Source organism: Caulobacter vibrioides (assembly GCF_002310375.3).
In the GTDB taxonomy this organism is placed as follows: Bacteria; Pseudomonadota; Alphaproteobacteria; order Caulobacterales; family Caulobacteraceae; genus Caulobacter; species Caulobacter vibrioides_D.
Genome location: NZ_CP023315.3, coordinates 610,974 through 634,532 on the forward strand (window position 1 = coordinate 610,974; position 23,559 = coordinate 634,532).

General features: G+C 65.6%; 18 protein-coding genes. 12 read left to right on the top strand and 6 right to left on the bottom strand.

The window, feature by feature from the left end; translation table 11 throughout:
• The first annotated feature begins 157 nt into the window (after positions 1-157).
• The 5 genes from CA606_RS02985 to CA606_RS03005 all read left to right on the top strand — a co-directional run bounded on the left by CA606_RS02985 (position 158) and on the right by CA606_RS03005 (position 12,205).
• A complete protein-coding gene (locus CA606_RS02985; RefSeq protein ID WP_096052455.1) occupies positions 158-1,165 on the top strand; it encodes a WD40/YVTN/BNR-like repeat-containing protein in 1,008 nt (335 codons plus the stop codon).
• A gap of 42 nt (positions 1,166-1,207) precedes the next feature.
• On the top strand, positions 1,208-1,366 hold the full coding sequence (locus tag CA606_RS02990; protein ID WP_096052454.1) for a hypothetical protein: 159 nt from the start codon (positions 1,208-1,210) through the stop codon (positions 1,364-1,366).
• A 368-nt stretch (positions 1,367-1,734) separates the two neighbouring features.
• On the top strand, positions 1,735-5,805 hold the full coding sequence (rpoB, locus tag CA606_RS02995; protein ID WP_096052453.1) for a DNA-directed RNA polymerase subunit beta: 4,071 nt from the start codon (positions 1,735-1,737) through the stop codon (positions 5,803-5,805).
• Between the two features lie 177 nt (positions 5,806-5,982).
• On the top strand, positions 5,983-10,173 hold the full coding sequence (gene rpoC / locus CA606_RS03000; RefSeq protein WP_096052452.1) for a DNA-directed RNA polymerase subunit beta': 4,191 nt from the start codon (positions 5,983-5,985) through the stop codon (positions 10,171-10,173).
• Positions 10,174-10,402: 229 nt separating this feature from the next.
• Positions 10,403-12,205: a methyl-accepting chemotaxis protein gene (locus CA606_RS03005; RefSeq protein ID WP_096053892.1), complete on the top strand. Its 1,803-nt coding sequence runs from the start codon at positions 10,403-10,405 to the stop codon at positions 12,203-12,205.
• 19 nt (positions 12,206-12,224) lie between these two features.
• On the opposite strand, the gene hemF is transcribed toward CA606_RS03005, so the two are convergent.
• Both hemF and CA606_RS03015 read right to left on the bottom strand, forming a co-directional pair.
• The gene (gene hemF, locus CA606_RS03010; protein ID WP_096052451.1) at positions 12,225-13,097 is read right to left on the bottom strand and encodes an oxygen-dependent coproporphyrinogen oxidase; all 873 of its coding nucleotides are present in this window, start codon (positions 13,095-13,097) and stop codon (positions 12,225-12,227) included.
• Positions 13,098-13,227: 130 nt separating this feature from the next.
• Positions 13,228-13,293: a hypothetical protein gene (locus CA606_RS03015; RefSeq protein WP_024265562.1), complete on the bottom strand. Its 66-nt coding sequence runs from the start codon at positions 13,291-13,293 to the stop codon at positions 13,228-13,230.
• A 68-nt stretch (positions 13,294-13,361) separates the two neighbouring features.
• Here CA606_RS03015 and CA606_RS03020 point away from each other — a divergent pair, with 68 nt between their 5' ends.
• Positions 13,362-13,664: a DNA-binding protein gene (locus CA606_RS03020; protein WP_096052450.1), complete on the top strand. Its 303-nt coding sequence runs from the start codon at positions 13,362-13,364 to the stop codon at positions 13,662-13,664.
• Here CA606_RS03020 and CA606_RS03025 read toward each other — a convergent pair.
• Both CA606_RS03025 and phaR read right to left on the bottom strand, forming a co-directional pair.
• Positions 13,661-13,984: a hypothetical protein gene (locus CA606_RS03025; protein ID WP_096052449.1), complete on the bottom strand. Its 324-nt coding sequence runs from the start codon at positions 13,982-13,984 to the stop codon at positions 13,661-13,663. The genes CA606_RS03020 and CA606_RS03025 overlap by 4 nt on opposite strands.
• Before the next feature lie 47 nt (positions 13,985-14,031).
• A complete protein-coding gene (gene phaR, locus CA606_RS03030; protein WP_096052448.1) occupies positions 14,032-14,685 on the bottom strand; it encodes a polyhydroxyalkanoate synthesis repressor PhaR in 654 nt (217 codons plus the stop codon).
• Positions 14,686-14,988: 303 nt separating this feature from the next.
• Between phaR and CA606_RS03035 the strand changes: the two genes are divergently transcribed.
• The 4 genes from CA606_RS03035 (at position 14,989) to CA606_RS03050 (ending at position 19,081) form a co-directional block, all read left to right on the top strand.
• On the top strand, positions 14,989-16,164 hold the full coding sequence (locus tag CA606_RS03035) for an acetyl-CoA C-acetyltransferase (protein WP_096052447.1): 1,176 nt from the start codon (positions 14,989-14,991) through the stop codon (positions 16,162-16,164).
• A 72-nt stretch (positions 16,165-16,236) separates the two neighbouring features.
• Positions 16,237-16,959, top strand: coding sequence for a beta-ketoacyl-ACP reductase (locus CA606_RS03040; RefSeq protein WP_096052446.1), 723 nt, complete (start codon positions 16,237-16,239; stop codon positions 16,957-16,959).
• Positions 16,960-17,083: 124 nt separating this feature from the next.
• Complete coding sequence (locus CA606_RS03045; protein ID WP_181242751.1) at positions 17,084-17,866, top strand: DUF4908 domain-containing protein; 783 nt, start codon at positions 17,084-17,086, stop codon at positions 17,864-17,866.
• A gap of 225 nt (positions 17,867-18,091) precedes the next feature.
• A complete protein-coding gene (locus CA606_RS03050; protein ID WP_181242752.1) occupies positions 18,092-19,081 on the top strand; it encodes a LacI family DNA-binding transcriptional regulator in 990 nt (329 codons plus the stop codon).
• Between the two features lie 20 nt (positions 19,082-19,101).
• Here the strand turns inward: CA606_RS03050 and CA606_RS03055 are convergent, their stop codons facing one another.
• Positions 19,102-20,445 carry a GAF domain-containing protein gene (locus CA606_RS03055; RefSeq protein WP_096052444.1) on the bottom strand — a complete coding sequence of 448 codons (1,344 nt, stop codon included), beginning with the start codon at positions 20,443-20,445 and terminating at the stop codon, positions 19,102-19,104.
• Positions 20,442-20,912 (bottom strand): pyridoxamine 5'-phosphate oxidase family protein, encoded by a 471-nt coding sequence (locus CA606_RS03060; protein WP_096052443.1) that lies wholly within the window; start codon positions 20,910-20,912, stop codon positions 20,442-20,444. The genes CA606_RS03055 and CA606_RS03060 overlap by 4 nt, the downstream gene beginning before the upstream one ends.
• 148 nt (positions 20,913-21,060) lie before the next feature.
• On the opposite strand from CA606_RS03060, the gene CA606_RS03065 reads away from it, so the two are divergent.
• Positions 21,061-21,756, top strand: a complete 696-nt coding sequence (locus CA606_RS03065) for a hypothetical protein (protein WP_096052442.1) — start codon at positions 21,061-21,063, stop codon at positions 21,754-21,756.
• A 105-nt stretch (positions 21,757-21,861) separates the two neighbouring features.
• On the top strand, positions 21,862-23,532 hold the full coding sequence (locus CA606_RS20440; RefSeq protein ID WP_096052441.1) for a calcium-binding protein: 1,671 nt from the start codon (positions 21,862-21,864) through the stop codon (positions 23,530-23,532).
• Positions 23,533-23,559 lie beyond the last annotated feature (27 nt).

The following is a 23,559-nucleotide window of genomic DNA, read 5'->3' on the forward strand; positions in this document are numbered from 1 at the left end:
GGATCAGCCGGCCGTCACGCCCCAGCCTCGCGCGACAAGTCCTCGTCAGGTGCACTGGAGGGAGATCGGCTCAGGCCTGGCCGTAGGACGGGGATTTTGGGTTGCGCTCGGCGTGGTTTCGCTGGAAGCCATGGCCTCGTACTCGGGGAGGGCTGGCATGGACCGCAGAAACTTCATCATCGCGGGCTCCGCCTTCGCCGCAACGCCCGCCGCGGCGTCCGGCGGCCTGGTGATCTCCGCGTCCTCGACCGAGAGCGAGCTGCGAGGGCTTTCGCTAACCGGCGGCACGACCTACTGGGCGTCCGGCTCCAAGGGGTGGGTCGTTCGCGGTGTTGGGCAGCGTCAGGACGCCTCTCGGATCCTCGGCGCCGAGGCGCTCGACTTCCGGGGACTGCATGCGTTCCACGACCAGCATGTCCTGGCCATGAGCGCCGGGCCAGGTGAGGCCTCGCAGCTCTGGCGCACCCAGGATGGCGGCAAGACCTGGACGCGGATCGCGGTCAACCGGGATCCGGACGGCTTCTGGGACTCGCTCACCTTCGTCGACAACAAGCGCGGCTACATCCTCGGGGACCCGACGCAAGGGCGGTTCACGGTGCTCTACACCGATGACGCGGGCGAGACCTGGACCCGACTTGACCCCAAGGGTGTGCCGCTCGCCGCGCCGAACGAGGGCGCTTTCGCCGCCAGCAATGGCTGCGTCGCCATCGGCCTTCGAGGGCAGGTGGCGTTCTGCACGGGCGGCGCAGGCAAGGCGCGGGTCTATCTGTCGCGCGGCGGCGAGGCCTTCGTGGCGATGGAGACGCCGATCCTGGCGGACGCCCCGTCAAAAGGAGCGTTCGCCGTCACCTTCGCCAATGACGGGACGCTGTGGGTTTGCGGCGGCGACTACAAGAGCCCGCAAGGCGAAGGCGTGAACCTGGCCCGACGAGCGCCGGGGAGCACGCGGTTCGAGCCCGTCGCCGCGCCGCCGGGTTATCTGTCGGGAATCTCGGCCAGAGGCCGGACGGTGATGGCCACCGGCCTTGCGGGAACCATCGTCAGCCGCGATGGCGGCGCGTTCGAGCGGGTTTCGACGGCGCCGATGAACAGCGCGCGCCTGACCTCCAAGACGTCGGCCGTGCTCTGCGGGCCCAAAGGAGCGATCGGCCTCTGGAAGGGGTAGGGCCCGACGGGAACCCCCGTCCGTCGCCCGCGTTTATCCCCCATGCTTAAGCTCGCCGCTCTCCTTCTCGCGCTCATGATCCTGTTCGGGGTCCTCGGCTTCGTCGTGGACGTGGCGGGGGCGCTCACCAAGGTCGCCTTCTTCGTCTGTTTGATCGGGCTGGGGGTCTCGTTGGCGGTGAAGGCTCTGAAGAAGGCCTAGTTCCTGCGCCTCCCCCGGCGTTCGCCGGGGCGGTCGGGTGGAAGGGGCGGGAGACTTGGCTGGGGACAGCCTGATCCCGCGCATTTACGCGGCGTTACGAATCCCCCTTTCCTTCCCCGTGCTGTTCCCCTATATCCCCGCGTTCACGATTACATCGGCGGAGCGCTTACGCGCGTCCGTATTACGCCCCGAGGCGCGGTCAGCCGCCCTCCGACCAGCGCGAAGGGGCGCCCATCAGGCTTCCGGTCCCGGTCGCCCGATAGGGGAATTCCAGCGTCCGCGGCTCTCCGACGAGGGGAGCGGCGAGGGTGGACGCAGCGGATATTCGAATTCACGCGCGGACTCTGTCCGCGCCGCAGGGAAACAACATGGCGCAATCCTTCACCGGCAAGAAGCGGATCCGGAAGTCGTTCGGCCGCATTCCCGAGGCTGTGCAGATGCCGAACCTCATCGAGGTTCAGCGCTCCTCCTACGAGCAGTTCCTTCAGCGCGAGACCCGTCCGGGCCTGCGTCGCGACGAAGGCGTCGAGGCGGTCTTCAAGTCGGTGTTCCCGATCAAGGATTTCAACGAGCGCGCTGTGCTCGAATACGTCTCGTACGAATTCGAAGAGCCCAAGTACGACGTTGAAGAGTGCATTCAGCGCGACATGACCTTCGCCGCGCCGCTGAAGGTCAAGCTGCGCCTGATCGTGTTCGAAACCGAAGAAGAAACTGGCGCCCGCTCGGTCAAGGACATCAAGGAGCAGGACGTCTACATGGGCGATATCCCGCTCATGACGGACAAGGGCACCTTCATCGTCAACGGCACCGAGCGCGTCATCGTCTCGCAGATGCACCGTTCGCCCGGCGTGTTCTTCGACCACGACAAGGGCAAGACCCACGCCTCGGGCAAGCTCCTGTTCGCCGCCCGCGTGATCCCGTATCGCGGCTCGTGGCTGGACTTCGAGTTCGACGCCAAGGACATCGTCTACGTCCGTATCGACCGTCGTCGTAAGCTTCCGGCCACGACCTTCCTCTATGCCCTGGGCATGGACGGCGAAGAGATCCTGACCACGTTCTACGACGTCGTTCCGTTCGAGAAGCGTTCGGGCGGCTGGGCCACCCCGTACAAGCCCGAGCGCTGGCGCGGCGTGAAGCCGGAGTTCCCGCTGGTCGACGCCGACACCGGCGAAGAAGTCGCTCCGGCCGGCACCAAGATCACGGCTCGCCAGGCCAAGAAGTTCGCCGACGGCGGTCTGAAGACCCTGCTGCTGGCGCCCGAAGCCCTGACCGGCCGCTATCTGGCCCGTGACGCCGTCAACATGGCGACTGGCGAGATCTACGCCGAAGCCGGCGACGAGCTGGACGTCACCTCGATCCAGGCCCTGGCCGATCAAGGCTTCAGCACCATCGACGTGCTGGACATCGACCACGTCACGGTCGGCGCCTACATGCGCAACACCCTGCGCGTGGACAAGAACGCCATCCGCGAGGACGCGCTGTTCGACATCTACCGCGTCATGCGTCCGGGCGAGCCGCCGACGGTGGAAGCCGCCGAGGCGATGTTCAAGTCGCTGTTCTTCGACGCCGAGCGCTACGACCTGTCGTCGGTGGGCCGCGTGAAGATGAACATGCGTCTGGAGCAAGACGTGTCGGACGAAGTCCGCACCCTGCGCAAGGACGACGTCCTGGCCGTGCTGAAGGTCCTGGTGGGCCTGCGCGATGGTCGTGGCGAAATCGACGACATCGACAACCTGGGCAACCGTCGCGTCCGCTCGGTGGGCGAGCTGCTGGAAAACCAGTACCGCGTCGGCCTGCTGCGCATGGAACGCGCGATCAAGGAACGCATGTCGTCCGTCGACATCGACACCGTGATGCCGCACGACCTGATCAACGCCAAGCCCGCTGCGGCCGCTGTGCGTGAATTCTTCGGCTCCTCGCAGCTGTCGCAGTTCATGGACCAGACGAACCCGCTGTCGGAAATCACCCACAAGCGTCGTCTCTCGGCCCTCGGCCCGGGCGGTCTGACCCGTGAGCGCGCCGGCTTCGAAGTCCGCGACGTTCACCCGACCCACTACGGCCGGATCTGCCCGATTGAAACGCCGGAAGGCCCGAATATCGGTCTGATCAACTCGCTGGCCACCCACGCCCGCGTCAACAAGTACGGCTTCATCGAAAGCCCGTACCGTCGCGTGAAGGACGGCAAGCCGCAGGACGAAGTCGTCTACATGTCGGCGATGGAGGAATCCAAGCACGTCATCGCCCAGTCGAACATCGCGGTGTCCGAAGGCGAGATCGTCGACGACCTGGTTCCGGGCCGGATCAACGGCGAACCGACCCTCCTGCAAAAGGAGACGGTGGACCTGATGGACGTGTCGCCGCGCCAAGTCGTGTCGGTGGCCGCCGCCCTGATCCCGTTCCTCGAAAACGATGACGCCAACCGCGCCCTCATGGGCTCGAACATGCAACGTCAGGCCGTGCCGCTGGTGCAGTCGGACGCCCCGCTGGTCGGCACCGGCATGGAAGCCGTCGTCGCCCGTGACTCGGGCGCCGTCGTGATCGCCAAGCGCACCGGCGTCGTCGAGCAGATCGACGGCACGCGTATCGTCATCCGCGCCACGGAAGAGACCGATCCCGCGCGTTCGGGCGTCGACATCTACCGCATGTCGAAGTTCCAGCGCTCGAACCAGTCGACCTGCATCAACCAGCGTCCGCTGGTGAAGGTGGGCGACCGGATCGTCGCCGGCGACATCATCGCCGACGGCCCCTCGACCGAGCTGGGCGAACTGGCCCTGGGCCGCAACGCGCTCGTCGCGTTCATGCCCTGGAACGGCTACAACTTCGAAGACTCGATCCTGATCTCAGAACGCATCGTCCGTGACGACGTCTTCACCTCGATCCACATCGAGGAATTCGAAGTCATGGCCCGCGACACGAAGCTGGGTCCGGAAGAAATCACCCGCGATATCCCGAACGTCGGCGAGGAAGCCCTGCGCAACCTCGACGAAGCCGGCATCGTGGCGATCGGCGCCGAAGTCCAGCCGGGCGACATCCTGGTCGGCAAGGTCACGCCGAAGGGCGAGAGCCCGATGACGCCGGAAGAAAAGCTGCTGCGCGCCATCTTCGGTGAAAAGGCTTCGGACGTCCGCGACACCAGCCTGCGCCTGCCCCCGGGCGTCGCCGGCACGATCGTCGACGTGCGCGTCTTCAACCGTCACGGCGTCGACAAGGACGAGCGCGCGCTCGCCATCGAACGCGCCGAGATCGACCGTCTGGGCAAGGACCGCGACGATGAGTTCGCGATCCTGAACCGCAACATCTCGGGCCGCCTGAAGGAACTGCTGATCGGCAAGGTCGCGCTGTCGGGTCCCAAGGGCCTGTCGCGCGGCGAGATCACCGCCGAAAACCTGAGCCAAGTGGCTTCGGGCCTGTGGTGGCAGATCGCCCTGGAAGACGAAAAGGCGATGGGCGAACTGGAGTCGCTGCGCCGCCTGTTCGACGAGAACCGCAAGCGCCTCGACCGCCGTTTCGAAGACAAGGTCGACAAGCTGCAGCGCGGCGACGAACTGCCTCCGGGCGTGATGAAGATGGTCAAGGTCTTCGTGGCCGTGAAGCGCAAGCTGCAGCCGGGCGACAAGATGGCCGGCCGTCACGGCAACAAGGGCGTCATCTCGCGCATCCTGCCGATCGAGGACATGCCGTTCCTCGCCGACGGTACGCACGTCGACGTCGTTCTGAACCCGCTGGGCGTGCCTTCGCGCATGAACGTCGGTCAGATCTTCGAAACCCACCTGGGCTGGGCCTGCGCCAACCTCGGCAAGCAGATCACCAACCTGCTGGAAGACTGGCAGCAAGGCGGTCAGAAGCAGGCGCTGGTCGAGCGTCTCACCGAGATCTACGGCCCGGACGAAGAGCTGCCGGACACCGAAGAGGGTCTGGTCGAACTGGCCCGCAACCTGGGCAAGGGCGTTCCGATCGCCACCCCGGTGTTCGACGGCGCGCGCATGGACGACATCGAGGGCCACCTCGAAATGGCCGGCGTCAACAAGTCGGGCCAGTCGATCCTGTTCGACGGTCTGACCGGCGAGCAGTTCAAGCGTCCGGTCACGGTCGGCTACATCTACATGCTGAAGCTGCACCACCTGGTCGACGACAAGATCCACGCCCGTTCGATCGGTCCGTACTCGCTCGTCACGCAACAGCCGCTGGGTGGTAAGGCCCAGTTCGGCGGTCAGCGCTTCGGGGAAATGGAAGTGTGGGCTCTGGAAGCCTACGGCGCGGCCTACACCCTGCAGGAAATGCTGACGGTGAAGTCCGACGACGTGGCCGGCCGGACCAAGGTCTACGAGTCGATCGTCCGTGGCGACGACACGTTCGAAGCCGGTATCCCGGAAAGCTTCAACGTGCTGGTCAAGGAAATGCGCTCGCTCGGCCTGAACGTCGAGCTGGAGAACAGCTGAGTCGATTAAGGATCCTCCCCCGCGATGCGGGGGAGGTGTCCCGGAGGGACGGAGGGGGCCAGCTCGGCCGATCTCCAGCTAGCCCCCTCCGACGGCTCCGCCGCCATCTCCCCCGCTCGCGGGGGAGGAGCGCTCTAAAGAGAATTTTTCGCGGGTGATCCCGCAGAAGGAACCAAGATGAACCAGGAAGTCCTGAACATCTTCAATCCGGTCCAGGCCGCTCCGACCTTCGACCAGATCCGTATCTCGCTCGCCTCGCCGGAAAAGATCCGCTCGTGGTCGTTCGGCGAGATCAAGAAGCCCGAGACCATCAACTACCGCACGTTCAAGCCCGAGCGTGACGGCCTGTTCTGCGCCCGTATCTTTGGCCCGACCAAGGACTACGAATGCCTGTGCGGCAAGTACAAGCGCATGAAGTACAAGGGCATCATCTGCGAAAAGTGCGGTGTTGAAGTCACCCTGGCCCGCGTCCGTCGCGAGCGCATGGGCCACATCGAACTGGCCTCGCCGGTCGCCCACATCTGGTTCCTGAAGTCGCTGCCCTCGCGCATCGCCATGATGCTCGACATGCCGCTGAAGGACATCGAGCGCGTCCTCTACTTCGAATACTACATCGTCACCGAGCCGGGCCTGACGCCGCTGAAGCAGCACCAGCTGCTCAGCGAAGACGACTACATGCGCGCCCAGGAAGAATACGGCGACGACAGCTTCACCGCCGAGATCGGCGCTGAGGCCATCCAGAACCTCCTGAAGGCCATCGACCTCGAAAAAGAGGCCGAGCGTCTGCGCGAGGAGCTGTCCGGCACCGTTTCGGACATGAAGCAGAAGAAGTTTTCGAAGCGCCTGAAGATCCTGGAAGCCTTCCAGGAGTCGGGCAACCGTCCCGAGTGGATGGTGCTGACGGTCGTTCCGGTCATCCCGCCGGAACTGCGCCCGCTGGTGCCGCTGGACGGCGGCCGCTTCGCGACCTCGGACCTGAACGACCTGTATCGCCGGGTCATCAACCGTAACAACCGCCTGAAGCGCCTGATCGAGCTGCGCGCGCCGGACATCATCATCCGCAACGAAAAGCGGATGCTGCAGGAGTCGGTGGACGCCCTGTTCGACAACGGCCGCCGTGGTCGCGTGATCACGGGCGCCAACAAGCGCCCGCTGAAGTCGCTGGCCGACATGCTGAAGGGCAAGCAAGGTCGCTTCCGTCAGAACCTGCTGGGCAAGCGCGTCGACTACTCGGGCCGTTCGGTCATCGTGGTGGGTCCCGAGCTGAAGCTGCACGAGTGCGGCCTGCCCAAGAAGATGGCGCTGGAGCTGTTCAAGCCGTTCATCTATGCGCGCCTGGACGCCAAGGGCCTGTCGGGCACCGTCAAGCAATCCAAGCGCATGGTCGAGCGCGAGCAGCCGCAGGTGTGGGACATCCTCGAAGAGGTGATCCGCGAGCACCCGGTTCTGCTGAACCGCGCCCCGACGCTTCACCGTCTGGGCATCCAGGCGTTTGAACCCAAGCTGATCGAGGGCAAGGCCATCCAGCTGCACCCGCTGGTCTGCGCCGCGTTCAACGCCGACTTCGACGGCGACCAGATGGCCGTGCACGTCCCGCTGAGCCTGGAAGCTCAGCTGGAAGCGCGCGTCCTGATGATGTCGACCAACAACATCCTGTCGCCCGCCAACGGTCGCCCGATCATCGTGCCGTCGCAGGACATCGTCCTGGGCTTGTACTACCTGTCGGTCGCTCGCGAGGGCGAGCCGGGCGAAGGCAAGATCTTCGCCGACCTGGGTGAAATCGAAGCCGCCATGGACGCTGGCGTCGTCTCGCTGCACGCCAAGATCAAGGCGCGCCACACCGAGATGACTCCGGAAGGCGTTCTGCTGCGCAAGGTGATCGACACCACGCCGGGCCGCATGAAGATCGCCGCCCTGCTGCCGCACCACCCCCAGATTGGCCACCGCCTGATCGAAAAGGCGCTGACCAAGAAGGAAATCGGCAATCTGATCGACATCGTCTACCGCCACTGCGGTCAGAAGGCGACGGTGATCTTCGCCGACAAGGTGATGGGCCTGGGCTTCAAGGAAGCCGCCAAGGCGGGCATCTCGTTCGGCAAGGACGACATCATCATCCCGGTCCGCAAGACCGCGATCGTGGAAGAGACCCGCAAGCTGGCCGAGGAGTACGAGCAACAGTACGCCGACGGCCTGATCACCAAGGGCGAGAAGTACAACAAGGTCGTTGACGCCTGGGCCAAGGCCACCGACCGCGTCGCCGACGAGATGATGGCCGAGCTTCAGATGAAGCATAAGGACGAGAACGGCCGCGAGAAGGAAATCAACGCCATCTACATGATGGCCCACTCCGGCGCCCGTGGTTCGCAAGCCCAGATGAAGCAGCTGGGCGGCATGCGCGGCCTGATGGCCAAGCCGTCCGGTGAAATCATCGAGACCCCGATCGTCTCGAACTTCAAGGAAGGCCTGACCGTTCAGGAGTACTTCAACTCCACCCACGGCGCCCGTAAGGGTCTGGCCGACACCGCGCTGAAGACCGCCAACTCGGGTTATCTGACCCGTCGTCTGGTCGACGTCGCGCAGGACTGCATCATCGTCGAAGAAGACTGCGGCACCACGCGGGGCATCACCCTGCGCGCCGTCGTCGAAGGCGGTGACGTGCTGGTCTCGCTGGGCGCTCGCGTCCTGGGCCGCTTCACGGCCGAAGACGTCAAGGATCCGGGCACCGGCGAGCTGGTCGTTCCGGCCGACACCTATATCGACGAGAACATCGCCGACGCCATCGAGGCTGCGGTCGTTCAGTCGGTGAAGGTCCGCTCGGTCCTGACCTGCGAAGCCAAGATCGGCGTCTGCGGCGCCTGCTACGGCCGCGACCTGGCGCGCGGCACGCCGGTGAACATCGGTGAAGCGGTCGGCGTCATCGCCGCCCAGTCGATCGGTGAGCCCGGCACGCAGCTGACCATGCGTACGTTCCACATCGGCGGCACCGCCCAGGTGGCCGAGCAGTCGTTCTTCGAAGCCTCGAACGAAGGTACGGTCCGCGTGATCGGCCCGACGGTCGTGGGTTCGGACGGCGCCCTGGTCATCATGAGCCGCAACACCACCGTCAGCGTCCTCGTCGACGGCAAGGAACGCGAAACCTACAAGCCGCCGTACGGCGCCCGCCTGCGGGTCAAGGACGGCGATCTGGTCAAGCGCGGCCAGCGCCTCGGCGATTGGGACCCCTACACCACCCCGATCATCACCGAAGTGGCCGGCAAGATCCGCGCCGAAGACCTGGTCGATGGCCTGTCGATCCGCGAGGAAGTCGACGAAGCCACCGGCATCGCTCAGCGCGTGGTCGCCGACTGGCGCACCTCGGCCCGCGGTTCGGACCTGCGTCCGGCCATGGGCGTGCTGTCGGAAGACGGTTCGTACAAGCGCCTCAGCAACGGTGGCGAAGCCCGCTACCTGCTGTCGGCCGGCGCCATTCTCTCCGTCGCCGACGGCGACGAAGTGAAGCCGGGTGAAGTGATCGCGCGTATCCCGACCGAAGGCGCCAAGACCCGGGACATCACCGGTGGTCTGCCGCGCGTCGCCGAACTCTTCGAAGCCCGCCGTCCCAAGGACTGCGCGGTCATCGCGGAAATGGACGGCCGTGTCGAATTCGGCAAGGATTACAAGAACAAGCGCCGGATCAAGATCACGCCGGACGTCGACGCTGATGGCAACCAAGCCGAGGCGGTCGAGTTCCTGATCCCGAAGGGCAAGCACATCGCCGTCCACGATGGCGACTACATCACCAAGGGCGAGTACATCATCGACGGCAACCCGGATCCGCACGACATCCTGCGCATCCTGGGCGTCGAAGCCCTGGCCAACTTCCTCGTCGACGAGATCCAAGAGGTCTATCGTCTGCAGGGCGTGCCGATCAACGACAAGCACATCGAGACGATCGTTCGTCAGATGCTGCAGAAGGTCGAGATCCTCGAGCCCGGCGACACCGGCCTGATCAAGGGCGATCACCTTGATAAGCCGGAGTTCGACAAGGAACAGGAAAAGGCGGTGGCGCGTGGCGGTCGTCCGGCTGTGACCCAGCCGGTGCTGCTGGGCATCACCAAGGCGAGCTTGCAAACCAAGAGCTTCATCTCGGCCGCGTCGTTCCAGGAAACGACCCGCGTCCTGACCGAAGCCTCGGTGCACGGCAAGACCGACACCCTGGAAGGCCTGAAGGAAAACGTCATCGTGGGTCGTCTGATCCCCGCCGGTACGGGTTCCTACCTGCGCAGCCTGCAGCGCGTCGCCGCCAAGCGCGACGAGCAACTGGCCCAGCAGCGCGAAGACGCGATGGAGCCGCTGCCGGCGGAAATCGCGCTTTCGGACGCCGAATAGGCGTCCGAAAGAAACAGAGAATTGGGCGCTCTGCGGAGCGCCCAGGCGGACGCCGAATAAGCCTTTTTGGCTTAGAACTAACGGAAGGGCCCGGGAGCGATCCCGGGCCCTTTTCGTTGGTCGTCGCATTAACGATAACGTCGGTACGCAATCTGGGTAGCGACGAAATCAGTGTTTCCGCTCCGTTAAGAGACGCGCTGCATCCTCCCGGCAGGAGACAATGCAAACGATGTCATTACGGATCTCAGGCACCCTGAACCTGTTCGCGGTCGCGTTGATCGCGGCCTTCGCCTTGGCGACGGGGGCGGCCACCTACGCCTTGATGACCCTGCGCGTCGGCGGCCCGGTCTCGGACCGGCAGATCGAAGCCGACGCCCTGGTCGCCGATATTCTGCCGCCGCCGCTGTTCATCGTCGAAGCGTTGTTGACCGCGCACCGGGGCCCCGACGAGCTGGACAAGGCCGCTGAGCTCGACAGCCATATCGAGGCGCTGAAGACCAGCTATGAGGAACGGCGCGCCCATTGGGCGACGCGGCCCTTGACCCCTGAGATCAAGGAGGCCCTCGCGGCCTCCGACGTGCATGTCAAAGCGTTCTGGAACACCACTGACAAGCAATTCAGACCCGCTCTGCGCGCCGGCGATATTGCGGCGATGAATACGGGCCTCGATGCGATGACCGTCTCTTACCTGGCCCACCGCAAGGTCATCGACGAGCTTACGCCACTGGCCGTTGGTCTATCCAAGGCGCAGATCCACGCCGCCGAGGCGCAGTCGCGCCGGATCTTCATCGCCGTGGGCTTGGCCACGGTGCTCATGCTGGTCGTGGCCGCCGGCGGTGTCTGGATCTTGCGAAAGAAGGTGGTCAGGCCGCTGCTGGGCATGACCGGCTACATGGGCTCGCTGGCGAACGGCGACTACGACAAGGACGTGCCCTACCAGGGGCGCAACGATGAGCTCGGGGACATGGCCCGCTCGGTAGGCGTGTTCCGGGCTGCGGTTCTGGAGCGCCGGGCCGCCCGCGAACAACAGTTGGCGGCGGACGCGCAGGCGATGGACGCTCAGCAGCGCCAGGCGACCCAGGCGCAGGCCGAGTCCCGCGCGCGCGATCAGGTCGTGTCGGCTCTAGATCGCGGCCTGAGCGGCCTGGCGCGCGGCGAGTTGAACCAGCGCATCGACGAGCCGTTCCCGCCCGAGTTCGAGGACCTCCGGGTCAACTTCAACGCTTCGGTGCAGGCGCTGGAAACCACCCTGGCGAAGGTGATCGCCATGGCGGGCTCGGTCGGCGGCGGCGCAGGAGAGATTTCCTCGGCGGCCGACGATCTGTCCCGCCGGACCGAGCAGCAGGCCGCCAGTCTCGAGGAGACCGCTGCGGCGCTGCAGGAAGTCACCTCGACGATCCGGCAGAGCGCCGAGCGCGCCGCCATGGCCCAACAGTCGACGTCTCGCAGTCGATCGTCCGTTACGCAGTCGGCCGACCTGGCCGGCGAAGCGATCGGAGCCATGGAACGGATCGACACCTCGTCGCGTCAGATCAACCAGATCATCGGGGTGATCGACGAGATCGCCTTCCAGACCAACCTGCTGGCGCTGAACGCCGGGGTCGAGGCCGCCCGCGCCGGCGAGGCGGGCAGGGGCTTCGCGGTCGTCGCCATGGAAGTCCGCGGCCTGGCCCAGCGCTCGGCTGACGCGGCCAAGGAGATCAAGACCCTGATCGCGGAGGCCTCCTCCAGCGTGGAAAGCGGCGTTGGCCTTGTGGGGCGGGTCGGAAAGGCGCTGGGGGCGGTCGTCGACGAGTTCAGCGGGATCGAAGCCCTGGTCAACGACATCGCGATGGCGGCCCAGGAGCAAGCCGCCGGCCTTGGCCAGATCAACAGCGCCGTCGCCCAGATGGACCAGGTCACCCAGCAGAACGCTGCGATGGTCGAGGAGACCACAGCGGCCAGCCACAGCCTCACGCGCGAAGCATCGGACCTGATGGGTCTGGTCCGGGCCTTCTCGCTGAGCGAGGACGTGCGCCGGAAGGCGGCTTAGGTCGGTTCAAGAGGCAGCCCTAAGGCCACTTCACCGCCGGCGGCATCGAGCTGAGGATCGACTCGACATTGCCGCCGGTCTTCAGGCCGAACATCGTGCCGCGATCGTAGAGCAGGTTGAACTCGACATACCGTCCGCGCTGGACCAGCTGCTGCTCGCGCTCGTCGGCGGTCCAGGCCTCGCCCATGCGGCGGCGGACCAGGGTCGGATAGATTTCTAGGAAGGCCCGCCCCACGTCCTGGGTGAAGGCGAAGTCGCGCGCCCAATCGCCGCTGTCATGATGGTCGTAGAAGATGCCGCCGATACCGCGCGGCTCGTTGCGATGCGGCAGGAAGAAGTACTCGTCGCACCAAGCCTTGTATTTGGGGTGCCACGCCGGATCGTACTTGTCGCAAGCCCGCTTGTAGGCCGCGTGGAAGTCGATGGCGTCCGGGAAGTCCTGCTGACGCTGGTAGCCGAGCAGGGGGGTGAGGTCCCCGCCGCCGCCGAACCAGCTCTTGGTCGTGGCGATGAAGCGCGTGTTCATGTGCACGGCCGGCACGCGCGGATTGGTCATGTGGGCGATCAGGCTGATCCCCGTGGCGAAGAACCGGGGGTCCTCGGCCGCGCCCGGCATGTTCTTGGCCATCTCGGGGGTGAAGGTCCCGAACACCGTCGAGACGTGGACGCCGACCTTCTCGAACAGACGGCCGTGCATCATGCCCATCACGCCGCCGCCGCCGGCCGGTCGATCCCAGGCCTTCTTCTCGAAGCGACCGGCCGCGCCGGGATAGAGGTCGGCGGGGGCTTCGTCCTCAAGCTGCTCGAAGGCGGCGCAGATCTGGTCGCGCAGGCTTTCGAACCACGCCCGGGCGGCGGCCTTCTGGGTGTCGAGGTCTTGATCGGTGCTCATACCCGCCGATTAAGCCCCCACGCGTCCGCGTGCAAATGGGTCCGTGACGACAACGGGGGCCCAGGGGTTCGACAGCGACCGTTTCGGGCGGCCATACTCGCCCCTCAAGGGAGCGTGGCGGATGTCCAGATCAGGTCAGCGCCGTGAAGATCAGGGCCACGACGACGATGTCGAAGATGCGGACGGCGATGGACATGGCGAGCTCGCGGCGATGAATTCACCTTCGATTAAGCAAGAACGGCGCCAGCCGGGGGCGGCTGGCTGATGGCCCTGTTCTTCGATGCGGCCTGGTATGATCAACAGCTGTCCGAGCGCGGCCTATCGCGCGCGGTCCTCGCGGCCGTGGCGGGCATGACGGAGGGAGATCTCGCCCTGGCCTTCAAGGACCAGCGCGAGCTTTCGATGCGGGAAATCAGTGCTTTCGCCGAGCTGCTGGGCGTTTCGGCGGCCGAGGCGGCCTCACGCGCGGGCGTTCGCCCGCCGCCGGCGAGTGATCGCGACCGGATCGCGGCGCTCGAGGCGCGGGTGGCCGCGCTGGAAGCGCAGTTGGCCCGCCTGACGCGTTAGATATTGGTCTTTTTCAGGAGGCCCGTGGGCGGGCGACGGTCGGCGGGCCCCGAGTATTCCGTGCCAAGATAGGTCGATCTGGCCGTATCGAGCACTTCCTGCCCACCGCGCAGGCCGCGCTTCTGGCCCGACTGTCCCATGATGTGGGCGGCGAAGGCGGCAAAGCCTTCGCGGCGAGGCGGCGGCGGCGCGGGCTGCGCGTCTTCCTCGACCACGAACACCAAATCGTCGTCGTCGTCGCGACGAGTGGAATCCTGCGGCGCCGGCAAGGCGCGACGCGTGGGGCCAGGGCGTCGAAGGGGGTCGATTGGACCGCTCATGCCCCGACCCTAGGGCGGGACGGTTAAGAACGGCTGGATCGGCTTGGTTAAGACTTACTGGCCAGCTTGGCGATCTGTTCCTGCATCGCCTCCATCTGGCGCTTCAGGTCGGCCAGGGAGTCGTCGCTGGGCGGAGCGGAGGCCGGCGCGGGCGCGGGTTCGGCCTGTGCGGCGGTGGCGGCGTCCTCGGGGCGGACATAGGCGAACGGCGAGAACATCTTCATCGCGCGGTCGAACAGGGCCATGTTCTGGCGGATCTGTTCCTCATAGACGCCCATGCCCGGCATCTTGCCCGGGGCCATGGTCGACAGCTGGCCGCGCAGGCGCTCCTGCTGCTTGGCGAAGCTCTCGAGCGACATCTCCAGGTACGACGGCAGGAAGGCCTGCATCGAGTTGCCGTAGAAGCCGATCAGCTGACGCAGGAACTGTATGGGCAGCAGATTTTGACCGCCGCCGCGGTTTTCTTCCTCGAAGATGATCTGGGTCAAGACGGAACGGGTGATGTCGTCGTTTGTCTTGGCGTCGTAAACCACGAAGTCGACGCCCTCCTTCACCATGTCCGAGAGGTGTTCCAGGGTGACGTACGAGGAGGATGCCGTGTTGTAGAGGCGACGGTTGGCGTATTTCTTGATGATCACGCGCTGGCCGGCCGACTTTTCGCTTCCGGCGGCCGTTTCGCCTTTTTCAGGGGTCTCGGACATTTCGTTCCCTAAAGCGTCTTCAGACAAGGTTGTGTAGCGGTCCGTCGTCCGAAAACGCGTTTCTGATCAAGACCCTGGATCATCGAAAAGACGATCCAGGCGGCGGTTACGCCCGCTTTTCGCATCGCACTATTGCGAATGCAAAGGCAGGACGCCAGTGGTCAGATGACTTGGAGGCGTCGCGAAGGCGTGAAAATGTGCTCGTGACGAACGCGGTCGTGGCGTGCATGCTGATGCTGCATTGCAAAAGAACGGGCGCCGCAACCGCGAAGCGTCACGTCAGAACGTCACGGGAGCTATCGCATGAGCGAGATCGTCATCGTTTCCGCCGCCCGCACGCCGGTGGGCTCGTTCAACGGGGCCCTGGCCAGCCTGCCGGCTTCGGAGCTGGGCAAGGCCGCCATCGAGGCCGCCGTGTCGCGCGCGGGCATCGCGCCCTCCGACGTCGATGAAGTGATCCTGGGCCAGGTGCTGCAGGCCGCCGCCGGTCAGGGGCCGGCGCGTCAGGCCTCGGTCAAGGCCGGCATCCCGGTCGAATCGCCGGCCTGGAGCCTGAATCAGCTGTGCGGTTCGGGCCTGCGCGCGGTCGCTCTGGCCGCGCAGCAGATCGCCGACGGCTCGGCCAAGGTGGTGGTCGCCGGCGGCCAGGAGAGCATGAGCCAGGCGCCGCACGCTCAGAACCTGCGCGGCGGCCAGAAGATGGGCGACCTGCAGTTCGTCGACACCATGATCAAGGACGGCCTGTGGGACGCTTTCCACGGCTATCACATGGGGCAGACCGCCGAGAACATCGCCAGCCGCTGGCAGATCACCCGCGAGGACCAGGACAAGTTCGCCGTCGCCAGCCAGAACAAGGCCGAGGCCGCCCAGAAGGCCGGCAAGTTCGATGACGAGATCGTCTCGATCACCATCAAGGGCCGCAAGGGCGACACCATCGTCGACAAGGACGAGTTCATTCGCCACGGCGCCACGATCGAGAGCGTCCAGGGCCTCAAGCCTGTGTTCAACAAGGAAGGCTCCGTCACCGCCGCCAACGCCTCTGGCCTGAACGACGGCGCGGCCGCCCTCGTTCTGATGAGCGCCGAAGAAGCCGCCAAGCGTGGCTTGAAGCCGCTGGCCAGGATCGCTTCGTGGGCCAACGCCGGCGTCGCGCCCGAGATCATGGGCACTGGTCCGATCCCCGCCTCGAAGAAGGCGCTGGAAAAGGCTGGCTGGTCGGTCGCCGACCTTGACCTCGTCGAGAGCAACGAAGCCTTCGCCGCTCAATCGTTGTGCGTCGTGCGAGAGCTGGGCCTCGACCCGGCCAAGGTGAACGTCAACGGCGGCGCCATCGCCATCGGCCACCCGATCGGCGCTTCGGGCGCGCGCATCCTCACCACCCTGGTCCACGAGATGAAGCGTTCGGGGGCCAAGAAGGGCCTCGCCACGCTGTGCATCGGTGGCGGTATGGGCGTGGCCATGTGCGTGGAAGCGATCTGAGCCAAGCCAGTCGGTGACCCGCTCTTCGGCGGGTCACCCCCAAACCATAAGAAAAGCGATCGGGAGAGTTACATGACGAGAGTTGCGTTCGTGACCGGCGGCACCCGCGGCATCGGTCGAGCCATCTGCGAGCGACTGATCGCTGACGGCCACAAGGTGGCGGCGGGGTATTCCGGTAACGAAGCCGCCGCCGAGGCCTGCGCCAAGGAACTGGGCGTGATGGTCGTGAAGGGCAATGTCGGGGTGTTCGAGGACTGCCAGGCGGCCGTCAAGAAGGTCGAGGCCGAACTGGGTCCGATCGACATCCTGGTCAACAACGCCGGCATCACCCGCGACGGCATGCTGCACAAGATGACCTACGAGCAGTGGTCGGAAGTCATCCGGGTGAACATGGACTCGGCCTTCAACATGACCCGCCCGGTGATCGAGGGCATGCGCGACCGCAGCTGGGGCCGGATCATCAACATCAGCTCGATCAATGGCCAAAAGGGCCAGATGGGTCAGACCAACTACTCGGCGGCCAAGGCCGGCCTGATCGGCTTCACCAAGGCCCTGGCCCTGGAGAACGCCAAGAAGGGCGTCACGGTCAATGTGATCTGCCCCGGCTATATCGACACCGAGATGGTGGCTGCGGTTCCCGAGAACGTGTTGGCCGGCATCATCGCGGGCATCCCGGTCGGACGCCTGGGCCGCGGCGAGGAAATCGCCGACATGGTCTCGTTCCTGGCCGGCGAGCGCGCGGGTTTCGTGACCGGCGCAACCCTGACCCTGAACGGCGGCCAGTACATGGCCTAAGGGGCCTTCCCTCGAAGCTTGGGCTTGACGGCCGCTGTTGCGGTTTGGCCTCATGCGCCGGGCTTCGGGGGATCAGCGTTCGCGCGTCCAAGATTCGCCCTAGTCGACGGGCAGTACGGATCGCATGACAGTCTGTAAGGCGGAGTTTGGCGAATGGGGCGCCCGAGCGGCCCTGGCGATCGCCGCTCTGGTGCTCATGGGGGCGTCCGCGCACGCCCAGCAGCTTCCGCACTCGCTGCGCGACGCCCTGCTTGGCCACAAGGGCCCGGCGGAGGCGCGGCGCGCGCCCGCGCCGCCCGTGGCGCGCTATGTTTCCGAAACCGGCGGGGCGTTCATCTTCGACCAGGGCGCGCCGCGTCCCCTCATCAAGTTCGACAACAGCGCCGAGATCTGGGTGCTGCAGGCCCAGCCCGCTTCGCGCGGCGATGTCATCTATCGCAACGATCTGGGCGAACCCGTCCTGCGGGTCACCAAGCTCGGCGGGATCATCCTCTTCACCGATGACGCGCCCATGGGCGCGGCGGCGGCGTTGTCCGGCCGGGCGCAGTCCATTCAGCCGCCGGCGATTCTGTCGTTCAGCGTGTTCGTGCAGCGGGTGCGGGTGGCGACGGCCCGCGCCAGCCGCGCCGCGCAGCGCGATATCGAGTTCGCCACCGTGGAGGACGTCCGCCCGGAAACCTCGGTCCTGGCCGCCGACTCGGCGACCGTGGTCGCTGAGGCCTTCGAGCGCATGGCGCGCAAGGGCGACCGGTCGCTGATCTCGCGAATCGCCCGCGTGCTGCTGGCCGAGGGGCATAAGCCCTCCGCCTCGCTGAAGGACGGGTCCCTGACCATCACCTACTCTCCGGAGCAGGGTTTGGCGGGGCGGCCGTCCTCGAAGAAGATCATCAAGGTGATCCACCGCTAGCCATTTGGGCGAACATTGTTCTTCAAGCGTGGCCATAAACACCCTGCGGCGGTTTACGGCGGTGGCGCAGTACTCTAGGGCGATACGCCCTCGACGGTGTCGACGTACGAACGCAACCTTGCGTCATGCGACTCCAGCGAGCCTTTCCGCGCGCTCGCAAGGTCCTATTGTCGCATCATGGTGAATTCCGATCCCGCTACCGCCCCCGAAAGAGGCCGCCTGAAGATGGCCGATATCGCGCGTATGGCGGGGGTCTCGGTGTCCACGGTGTCGCGCGCTCTGGCGGGTAATCCCCTGATCCCCAAGCCGTTGCGCGACCAGATCGTGCAGATCGCCCAGACACACGGCTATGTCGTCAACCAGTCGGCGCGGTCCCTGCGCCTGCGCAAGACCGATACGATCGGCGTGATCATCCCGCTGGCCCACGAGACGGGCCAACTGATCTCGGATCCCTTCTTCCTGGAGATGATCGGGCGGCTGGCCGACGAGATCACCCGGAGAAACTATGCGGTCCTGCTGCACAAGGTGGTCGTCACCGAGCCCGGCTGGCTGGACCGGATCATCCAGGCGCATCGCGCCGATGGGCTGCTGCTGATCGGGCAAAGCAATCAGCACGATGTCCTCAATACGGTCGCCCAGACCTACAGGCCGCTGGTCGTGTGGGGCGCCAGGCTGCCGGGGCAGACCTACTGCGCGGTCGGAAGCGACAATGTCGCCGGCGGCCGTATGGCGGTCGCGCATCTGGCGGCGGCGGGGCGCAAGCGGATCGCCTTTCTGGGCGCCACCGACGCGCCGGAAGCCGCCCAGCGGTTCGACGGCTATCGACAGGGCCTCGCCGAGGCGGGACTGGCCTTCGACCCCGCCCTGGTCGTCGCCGCGCCCTACACGATGGATGAGGCGCGCCGAGCGATCGCCGACTTCATCGCGACGGGCGCTGACTTCGATGCGGTCTTCGCCTTCTCCGACGTCATCGCCCTGGCGGCGATCGCCGCTCTTACGGCGGCCGCCAAAACCGTTCCCGGCGACGTTGCGGTGGTGGGCTTCGACGACATCGTGCTGGCGCGCCACAGCGCACCGCCCCTGACCACGGTGCGTCAGGATCTGGAGCTTGCGGCGCGCGAGATGGTCGATCGGCTGTTCGCCCGCATGGCCGGCGAGCCTGCCGGTTCGGCCCTATCGCCCGTGGAGCTGATCGTTCGAGGCAGCAGCGCTTAGCTGCGGCCGGGCTCCAGGCGCTAGAGCGTGACCGCAGAGGTCGCGGTTTCAAGCACCACGCGCGAAGAGTCGGTGAAGACCAGCTGGATCTGACCGCGACCAGGTCTCGCCAGCCGAACGGGCGCTTGGCGCTCATCCAGCCGTCGCTTGAGCAGGATGAGGCGCGTTTCCAAGTTGTCCTTCAGCCCAGGCAGACGCAGGCTGGGCTCCAGCCGGATCTCACGATTGCTAAAATCGCGTCGGCCCGTCGTGGCGTAGACGCTGAGGAAGTGGTGCAGCAACCGTCCAGCAACGCCTTTGATGAGGTAGGTGTCGTCAATGAAGATGCTGTCGTCGAAAGCGTAGAGACGAATGTGGAGCGGCGCCCCTTCGGCGTGCTCGACCGGCGCAGGTCCGTCGGGGGCCTGGCTATTGTCATCGGCGTCGGCCAAGCGCAGTCCGCCGGCCAACTGGTTCGCGATGATGGAGAGCACCGCTTCGTCTTCGGCGCCGAAGAAGTAGCGTTCCGGGCTTTCCACAAACAGCACGCCTTGGACGACGCCTTGGCTGATCATGGGCGCGGCGAGCTGGCTATAGGGATCAGCCAATCCCACCAGAGGAATGTGGCGATCACTCTCTTCCAGGCGTTCGCGCTTGACCGCGCTGGCCATACGTTGGCCACGGCTGGTGTCGCTGAGCCTTATGGTCTGGCCCGTCGCCGCGCAGATCCCGATCAGGCCTTGGCCTAGCTCCACTTCGGCGCCAGCCCCGCCGGTCGCATAGCCTCGGCTCGCCAGCGCCGTCAGTCGCCCCTCCAACTCGTTGGCGACCAAGACCATCATGTGCCCAAAGCCAAAATGCGTGACGAGACCGTCGAGCGCGTGGTCAATCAGCGCCTCGGCATCGGTCAATCGCGCAAGTTCGGCGCTCAGCTGAGCGCATCGGCCCATGAGCCCCGTTCGGTCTGACAGACCTTTCGAGACGGGCGGACCCGCGACATCAGCGCGTGTATCGACCCGGTAGATTTCCGCGCTTCGCAGCTCCATCGCCTCGCCGACGTGCTGCTGGCTGCTGATGGCCTGCAGTTGTGCGGCCATGTGCTGGAAAACCCGCCCCTCGCGCAGCGAGCCGAGATGCACAAGACCCAGACTGTGTTGCGCGCCCGTCCGGCCGTTAACGATCAGCAAGGTGGCGCGCCCAGTCGCCTTCACATTGATCGCGGTTTTGGAAAAGAACTGGTTGGAGACGGCGACATGGCGCTCATCCACCCGGTAGACCTGCGACAGATAGGAGACGTTCGGCTCGCCTGAAGGATCGAGCGTGGCGATAATCGAGGGGATGACGCCGTCAAAACAATCGTCCAACCCTGCCAGCAAGCCGCTCATTTCGCAGCTTCCAAGGCGCGTCCCGCACTAGGACCCGGGGTCTGAACAAAGACCGCTGCGGGTTTGAAGTCGACCCGCACGACATCCTCCATGAACACCCACTGATCGATCAGGGCCTGGCTGACGCCGAGCGCTCCCAGGGTGCTCCCGGTAAGATCGACATAGTGCTGACCAAGGGTCAGGTCGGGCTCTTTCGGCTCGGCTATCGCCGTGACGCGCCCTTTGACCTGGTAGGTCGTATAGTCGGCTGCGCGACAGAAGGTGACGGCGATGGGCGCGCCGGCCGATATGGCTTCGACGGCCATGGGCCATTGGTGGCGCGAGGTCAGGATCACGATCTCGCCGGCGTCGGCGTCATAACGCGCGCCCAAACCTTTCGCGATCGTGGGGCGACCTTGGGTGTCGGCGACCGACAGGACGATCATCACCGCGCCTTCCATAAAGGCCGCCAGACTTTCGCTGATCATGTCCCGGTCGCCGCCCGCATTCGTCTGCTCGACGCCACCCTAGCCCAGTCAATTGCGACTTAGGAACCATTTAGGATGAGCCCTGCAGCGTTCCTGCATAGAAGTCGCCCGGTCAACAACAACTGGGCGCGACGCGCTGAAGAATACAATGATCGACGCCAAATTCATGACTTATGTCGCCCAGCGCCGCTGGGACCTTTACGGCCCTATTCACAAGGGTTTGCGCCTTGCTCACGCTCAACTGATCGTGCGATTGGGCGCTGCAGATCCGATCGAGGATCAACCAGTCCTTCTGGCTGACCTCACCGCGCATCTTGCGACCGCCGCCGGCCATCTTGATCACGAAGACCGGTTCATTCACCCGACCCTGGAGGCGATCACGCGCGGCGCAACGCGGGACCTGGAAAACCATCACCAGTCGCACCGCGATGATCTTGAGCGGCTGCAGACTCAGATCGGAGACCTCAAGGCGGCGCCGCGCGAGACCCGCGCCGCAGCCTGGCGCGAACTCTACCTGACGTTTTGCGCCTTCGTCGCCGCCGATCTCGCGCATATGGCGCATGAAGAGACGGTGATCTGGCCCCAACTCTGCGCCGGTCTCAGCGATGAGCAGCTGGCGGAGTTGGAGATGCGGATCATCGCAAGTCTGACGCCGCGTGAAAATCTATCCGTCATGCGCATCATGTTGCCGGCCATGTCGCCGGAAGAACGGATTGGCCTGCTGACGGGCATGAAGGCCAACGCGCCGCCCGAAGCCTACAACGCTGTGATCGAGCATGCGGCCCGTCCGTCTCTGGATGCGCCTGCGATGGCCGAACTCGAACGCCTGGGCCTGGCGGCCTAAGGGCCCGCCACCACCCTTCTCTTTCCTTCATCAAGCGCGGCTCTGGCGCCCAGCAAGGCTGGGCGTCCTGCCGTCGCGCGCCCACCATTTTCTAGGATCAACACCATGGCAGACTTCACAGGAACCGCCGGCGACGACATGTTTCAAGGCGGCGCCGATATCGACACCGCGCGCGGCGGCGGCGGCAATGACCTGCTGAGCGGGGGCGGCGGCAACGACGCCCTGTACGGCGACGACGGCGCCGACACGCTCCATGGCGACGACGGCGAGGACTACCTCTACGGCGGCGGCACGAACAACAGTGACGGCTATGTCGACAAGCTCTACGGCGGCAACGGCTTCGACCGCTTGTACGCCGGTATCGGCGACCAGCTGGACGGCGGCACCGACGGCGCCCAGGGCGACTACGCCTATCTGAACCTGACCAACCTTTCGGCTTCGGTCATTCTGGACCTCAAGGCTGCGGGCGTGCAGTCGTTCGCTGGCGGCGGCAGCCTGGTCAATATCGAACAGCTGGAGATGTGGTCCGGCGCCGGGTCCGACCGCATCAAGGGCGGTGCGGTCGATGACGTGATCCACGGCGGCGGCGGACATGACGCGCTGTATGGCGCCGGCGGCGGCGACCACCTCTACGGGCAGGGCGACAACGACACTTTGCGCGGCGAAGGGGGCGCGGACATCCTGCGCGGCGACGCTGGCCATGACCGCCTGATTGGCGGCGAGGGTGACGACGCCCTGACTGGGGACCAGGATCTGGCCGGCACAGGCGACGGCGCCGATCAGCTGGATGGCGGCGCGGGCAACGACTACCTCTATGGCAACGCGGGCGACGACATCCTGATCGGCGGAACCGGCGACGACATCATGACCGGCGGCGCCGGCGCGGACCGCTTCGCCTTTTCGGGCCTTGGCCAGGGCAACGACCTGGTCCGGGACTTCTCCAAGGCCCAAGACCGCTTTGATCTGGACGGCAAGGCGTTCACCGCCGCCACCAGCGACGGCAATGGCGGCACGCTCCTGACCTGGGACGGCGGCAAGATCCAGGTCGAGAAGGTCACCGGTACGCTGGCGGAGTTCAACGCATTGGTCACCAACGGCGCCAACACCCTGGTGCGGCTGACAAACGCGTTCGACAACCTGATGCGCTACGCCCCGGCCACGGATGCCGACCGCGCCTATGTCCAGGGCCTGACCGACAAGGTTGTCGCCGGGCAGCTGACCGAAGCCAATGCGCTGAAGGCCATCATCAATGTCGCCGACGCCACCTCGGCCGTTGCGACCACGTCTTATGCGTTCTTCACCGGCGGCACGCCCAGCGAACTGGGCATGGACTATCTGGTCTCGCCGATCGGCCCGAACCCGAACAACCTCAACAGCGCCTACTACCAGACGTTCAATACCGAGAACCGCTACATCAACTTCGCGGTTAATCTGGGCCGCGACGGCGCGGGTAAGGACGCTTTCTCGACCGAGTACGGGAACAAATCGCTCTTTGAGGCGACCCGCACGGCCTACACCAAGATCTTTGGCACGGCGCCGACCGACGCCAAGGTCCATGTCTTGATCGATGACCGCGCCGACTATTTCGCCGCCTATGGCAAGACCGATATCGGCACGAAGGCGGCCATGGTCGGCTGGCTTCTGGCCGAGGCGATGAAGGCCGACGTCGGTCAGTTCGCCAATGCGAGCAACGCCTACTTCACCGATCTGGCCGACGGGGCGCCGTTCGCGGTCGATCTCATCGGGACGTACGGCAAGCCCGAGTACAACCTCTAACGCCTCCGGCGCCCTCCCTCCCCCTAT

Bases quoted from the DNA above. Each gene is read 5' to 3' on its own strand.
- CA606_RS03040 (WP_096052446.1), top strand. From the start codon at position 16,237: ATGACGAGAGTTGCGTTCGTGACCGGCGGCACCCGCGGCATCGGTCGA.
- CA606_RS03035 (WP_096052447.1), top strand. From the start codon at position 14,989: ATGAGCGAGATCGTCATCGTTTCCGCCGCCCGCACGCCGGTGGGCTCG.
- rpoB (WP_096052453.1), top strand. From the start codon at position 1,735: ATGGCGCAATCCTTCACCGGCAAGAAGCGGATCCGGAAGTCGTTCGGC.
- CA606_RS03025 (WP_096052449.1), bottom strand. From the start codon at position 13,984: ATGAGCGGTCCAATCGACCCCCTTCGACGCCCTGGCCCCACGCGTCGC.
- CA606_RS03020 (WP_096052450.1), top strand. From the start codon at position 13,362: ATGGCCCTGTTCTTCGATGCGGCCTGGTATGATCAACAGCTGTCCGAG.
- CA606_RS02990 (WP_096052454.1), top strand. From the start codon at position 1,208: ATGCTTAAGCTCGCCGCTCTCCTTCTCGCGCTCATGATCCTGTTCGGG.
- CA606_RS20440 (WP_096052441.1), top strand. From the start codon at position 21,862: ATGGCAGACTTCACAGGAACCGCCGGCGACGACATGTTTCAAGGCGGC.
- CA606_RS03055 (WP_096052444.1), bottom strand. From the start codon at position 20,445: ATGAGCGGCTTGCTGGCAGGGTTGGACGATTGTTTTGACGGCGTCATC.
- CA606_RS03045 (WP_181242751.1), top strand. From the start codon at position 17,084: ATGACAGTCTGTAAGGCGGAGTTTGGCGAATGGGGCGCCCGAGCGGCC.
- CA606_RS02985 (WP_096052455.1), top strand. From the start codon at position 158: ATGGACCGCAGAAACTTCATCATCGCGGGCTCCGCCTTCGCCGCAACG.
- CA606_RS03060 (WP_096052443.1), bottom strand. From the start codon at position 20,912: ATGATCAGCGAAAGTCTGGCGGCCTTTATGGAAGGCGCGGTGATGATC.
- hemF (WP_096052451.1), bottom strand. From the start codon at position 13,097: ATGAGCACCGATCAAGACCTCGACACCCAGAAGGCCGCCGCCCGGGCG.
- phaR (WP_096052448.1), bottom strand. From the start codon at position 14,685: ATGTCCGAGACCCCTGAAAAAGGCGAAACGGCCGCCGGAAGCGAAAAG.
- rpoC (WP_096052452.1), top strand. From the start codon at position 5,983: ATGAACCAGGAAGTCCTGAACATCTTCAATCCGGTCCAGGCCGCTCCG.
- CA606_RS03050 (WP_181242752.1), top strand. From the start codon at position 18,092: ATGGCCGATATCGCGCGTATGGCGGGGGTCTCGGTGTCCACGGTGTCG.
- CA606_RS03065 (WP_096052442.1), top strand. From the start codon at position 21,061: ATGATCGACGCCAAATTCATGACTTATGTCGCCCAGCGCCGCTGGGAC.
- CA606_RS03005 (WP_096053892.1), top strand. From the start codon at position 10,403: ATGTCATTACGGATCTCAGGCACCCTGAACCTGTTCGCGGTCGCGTTG.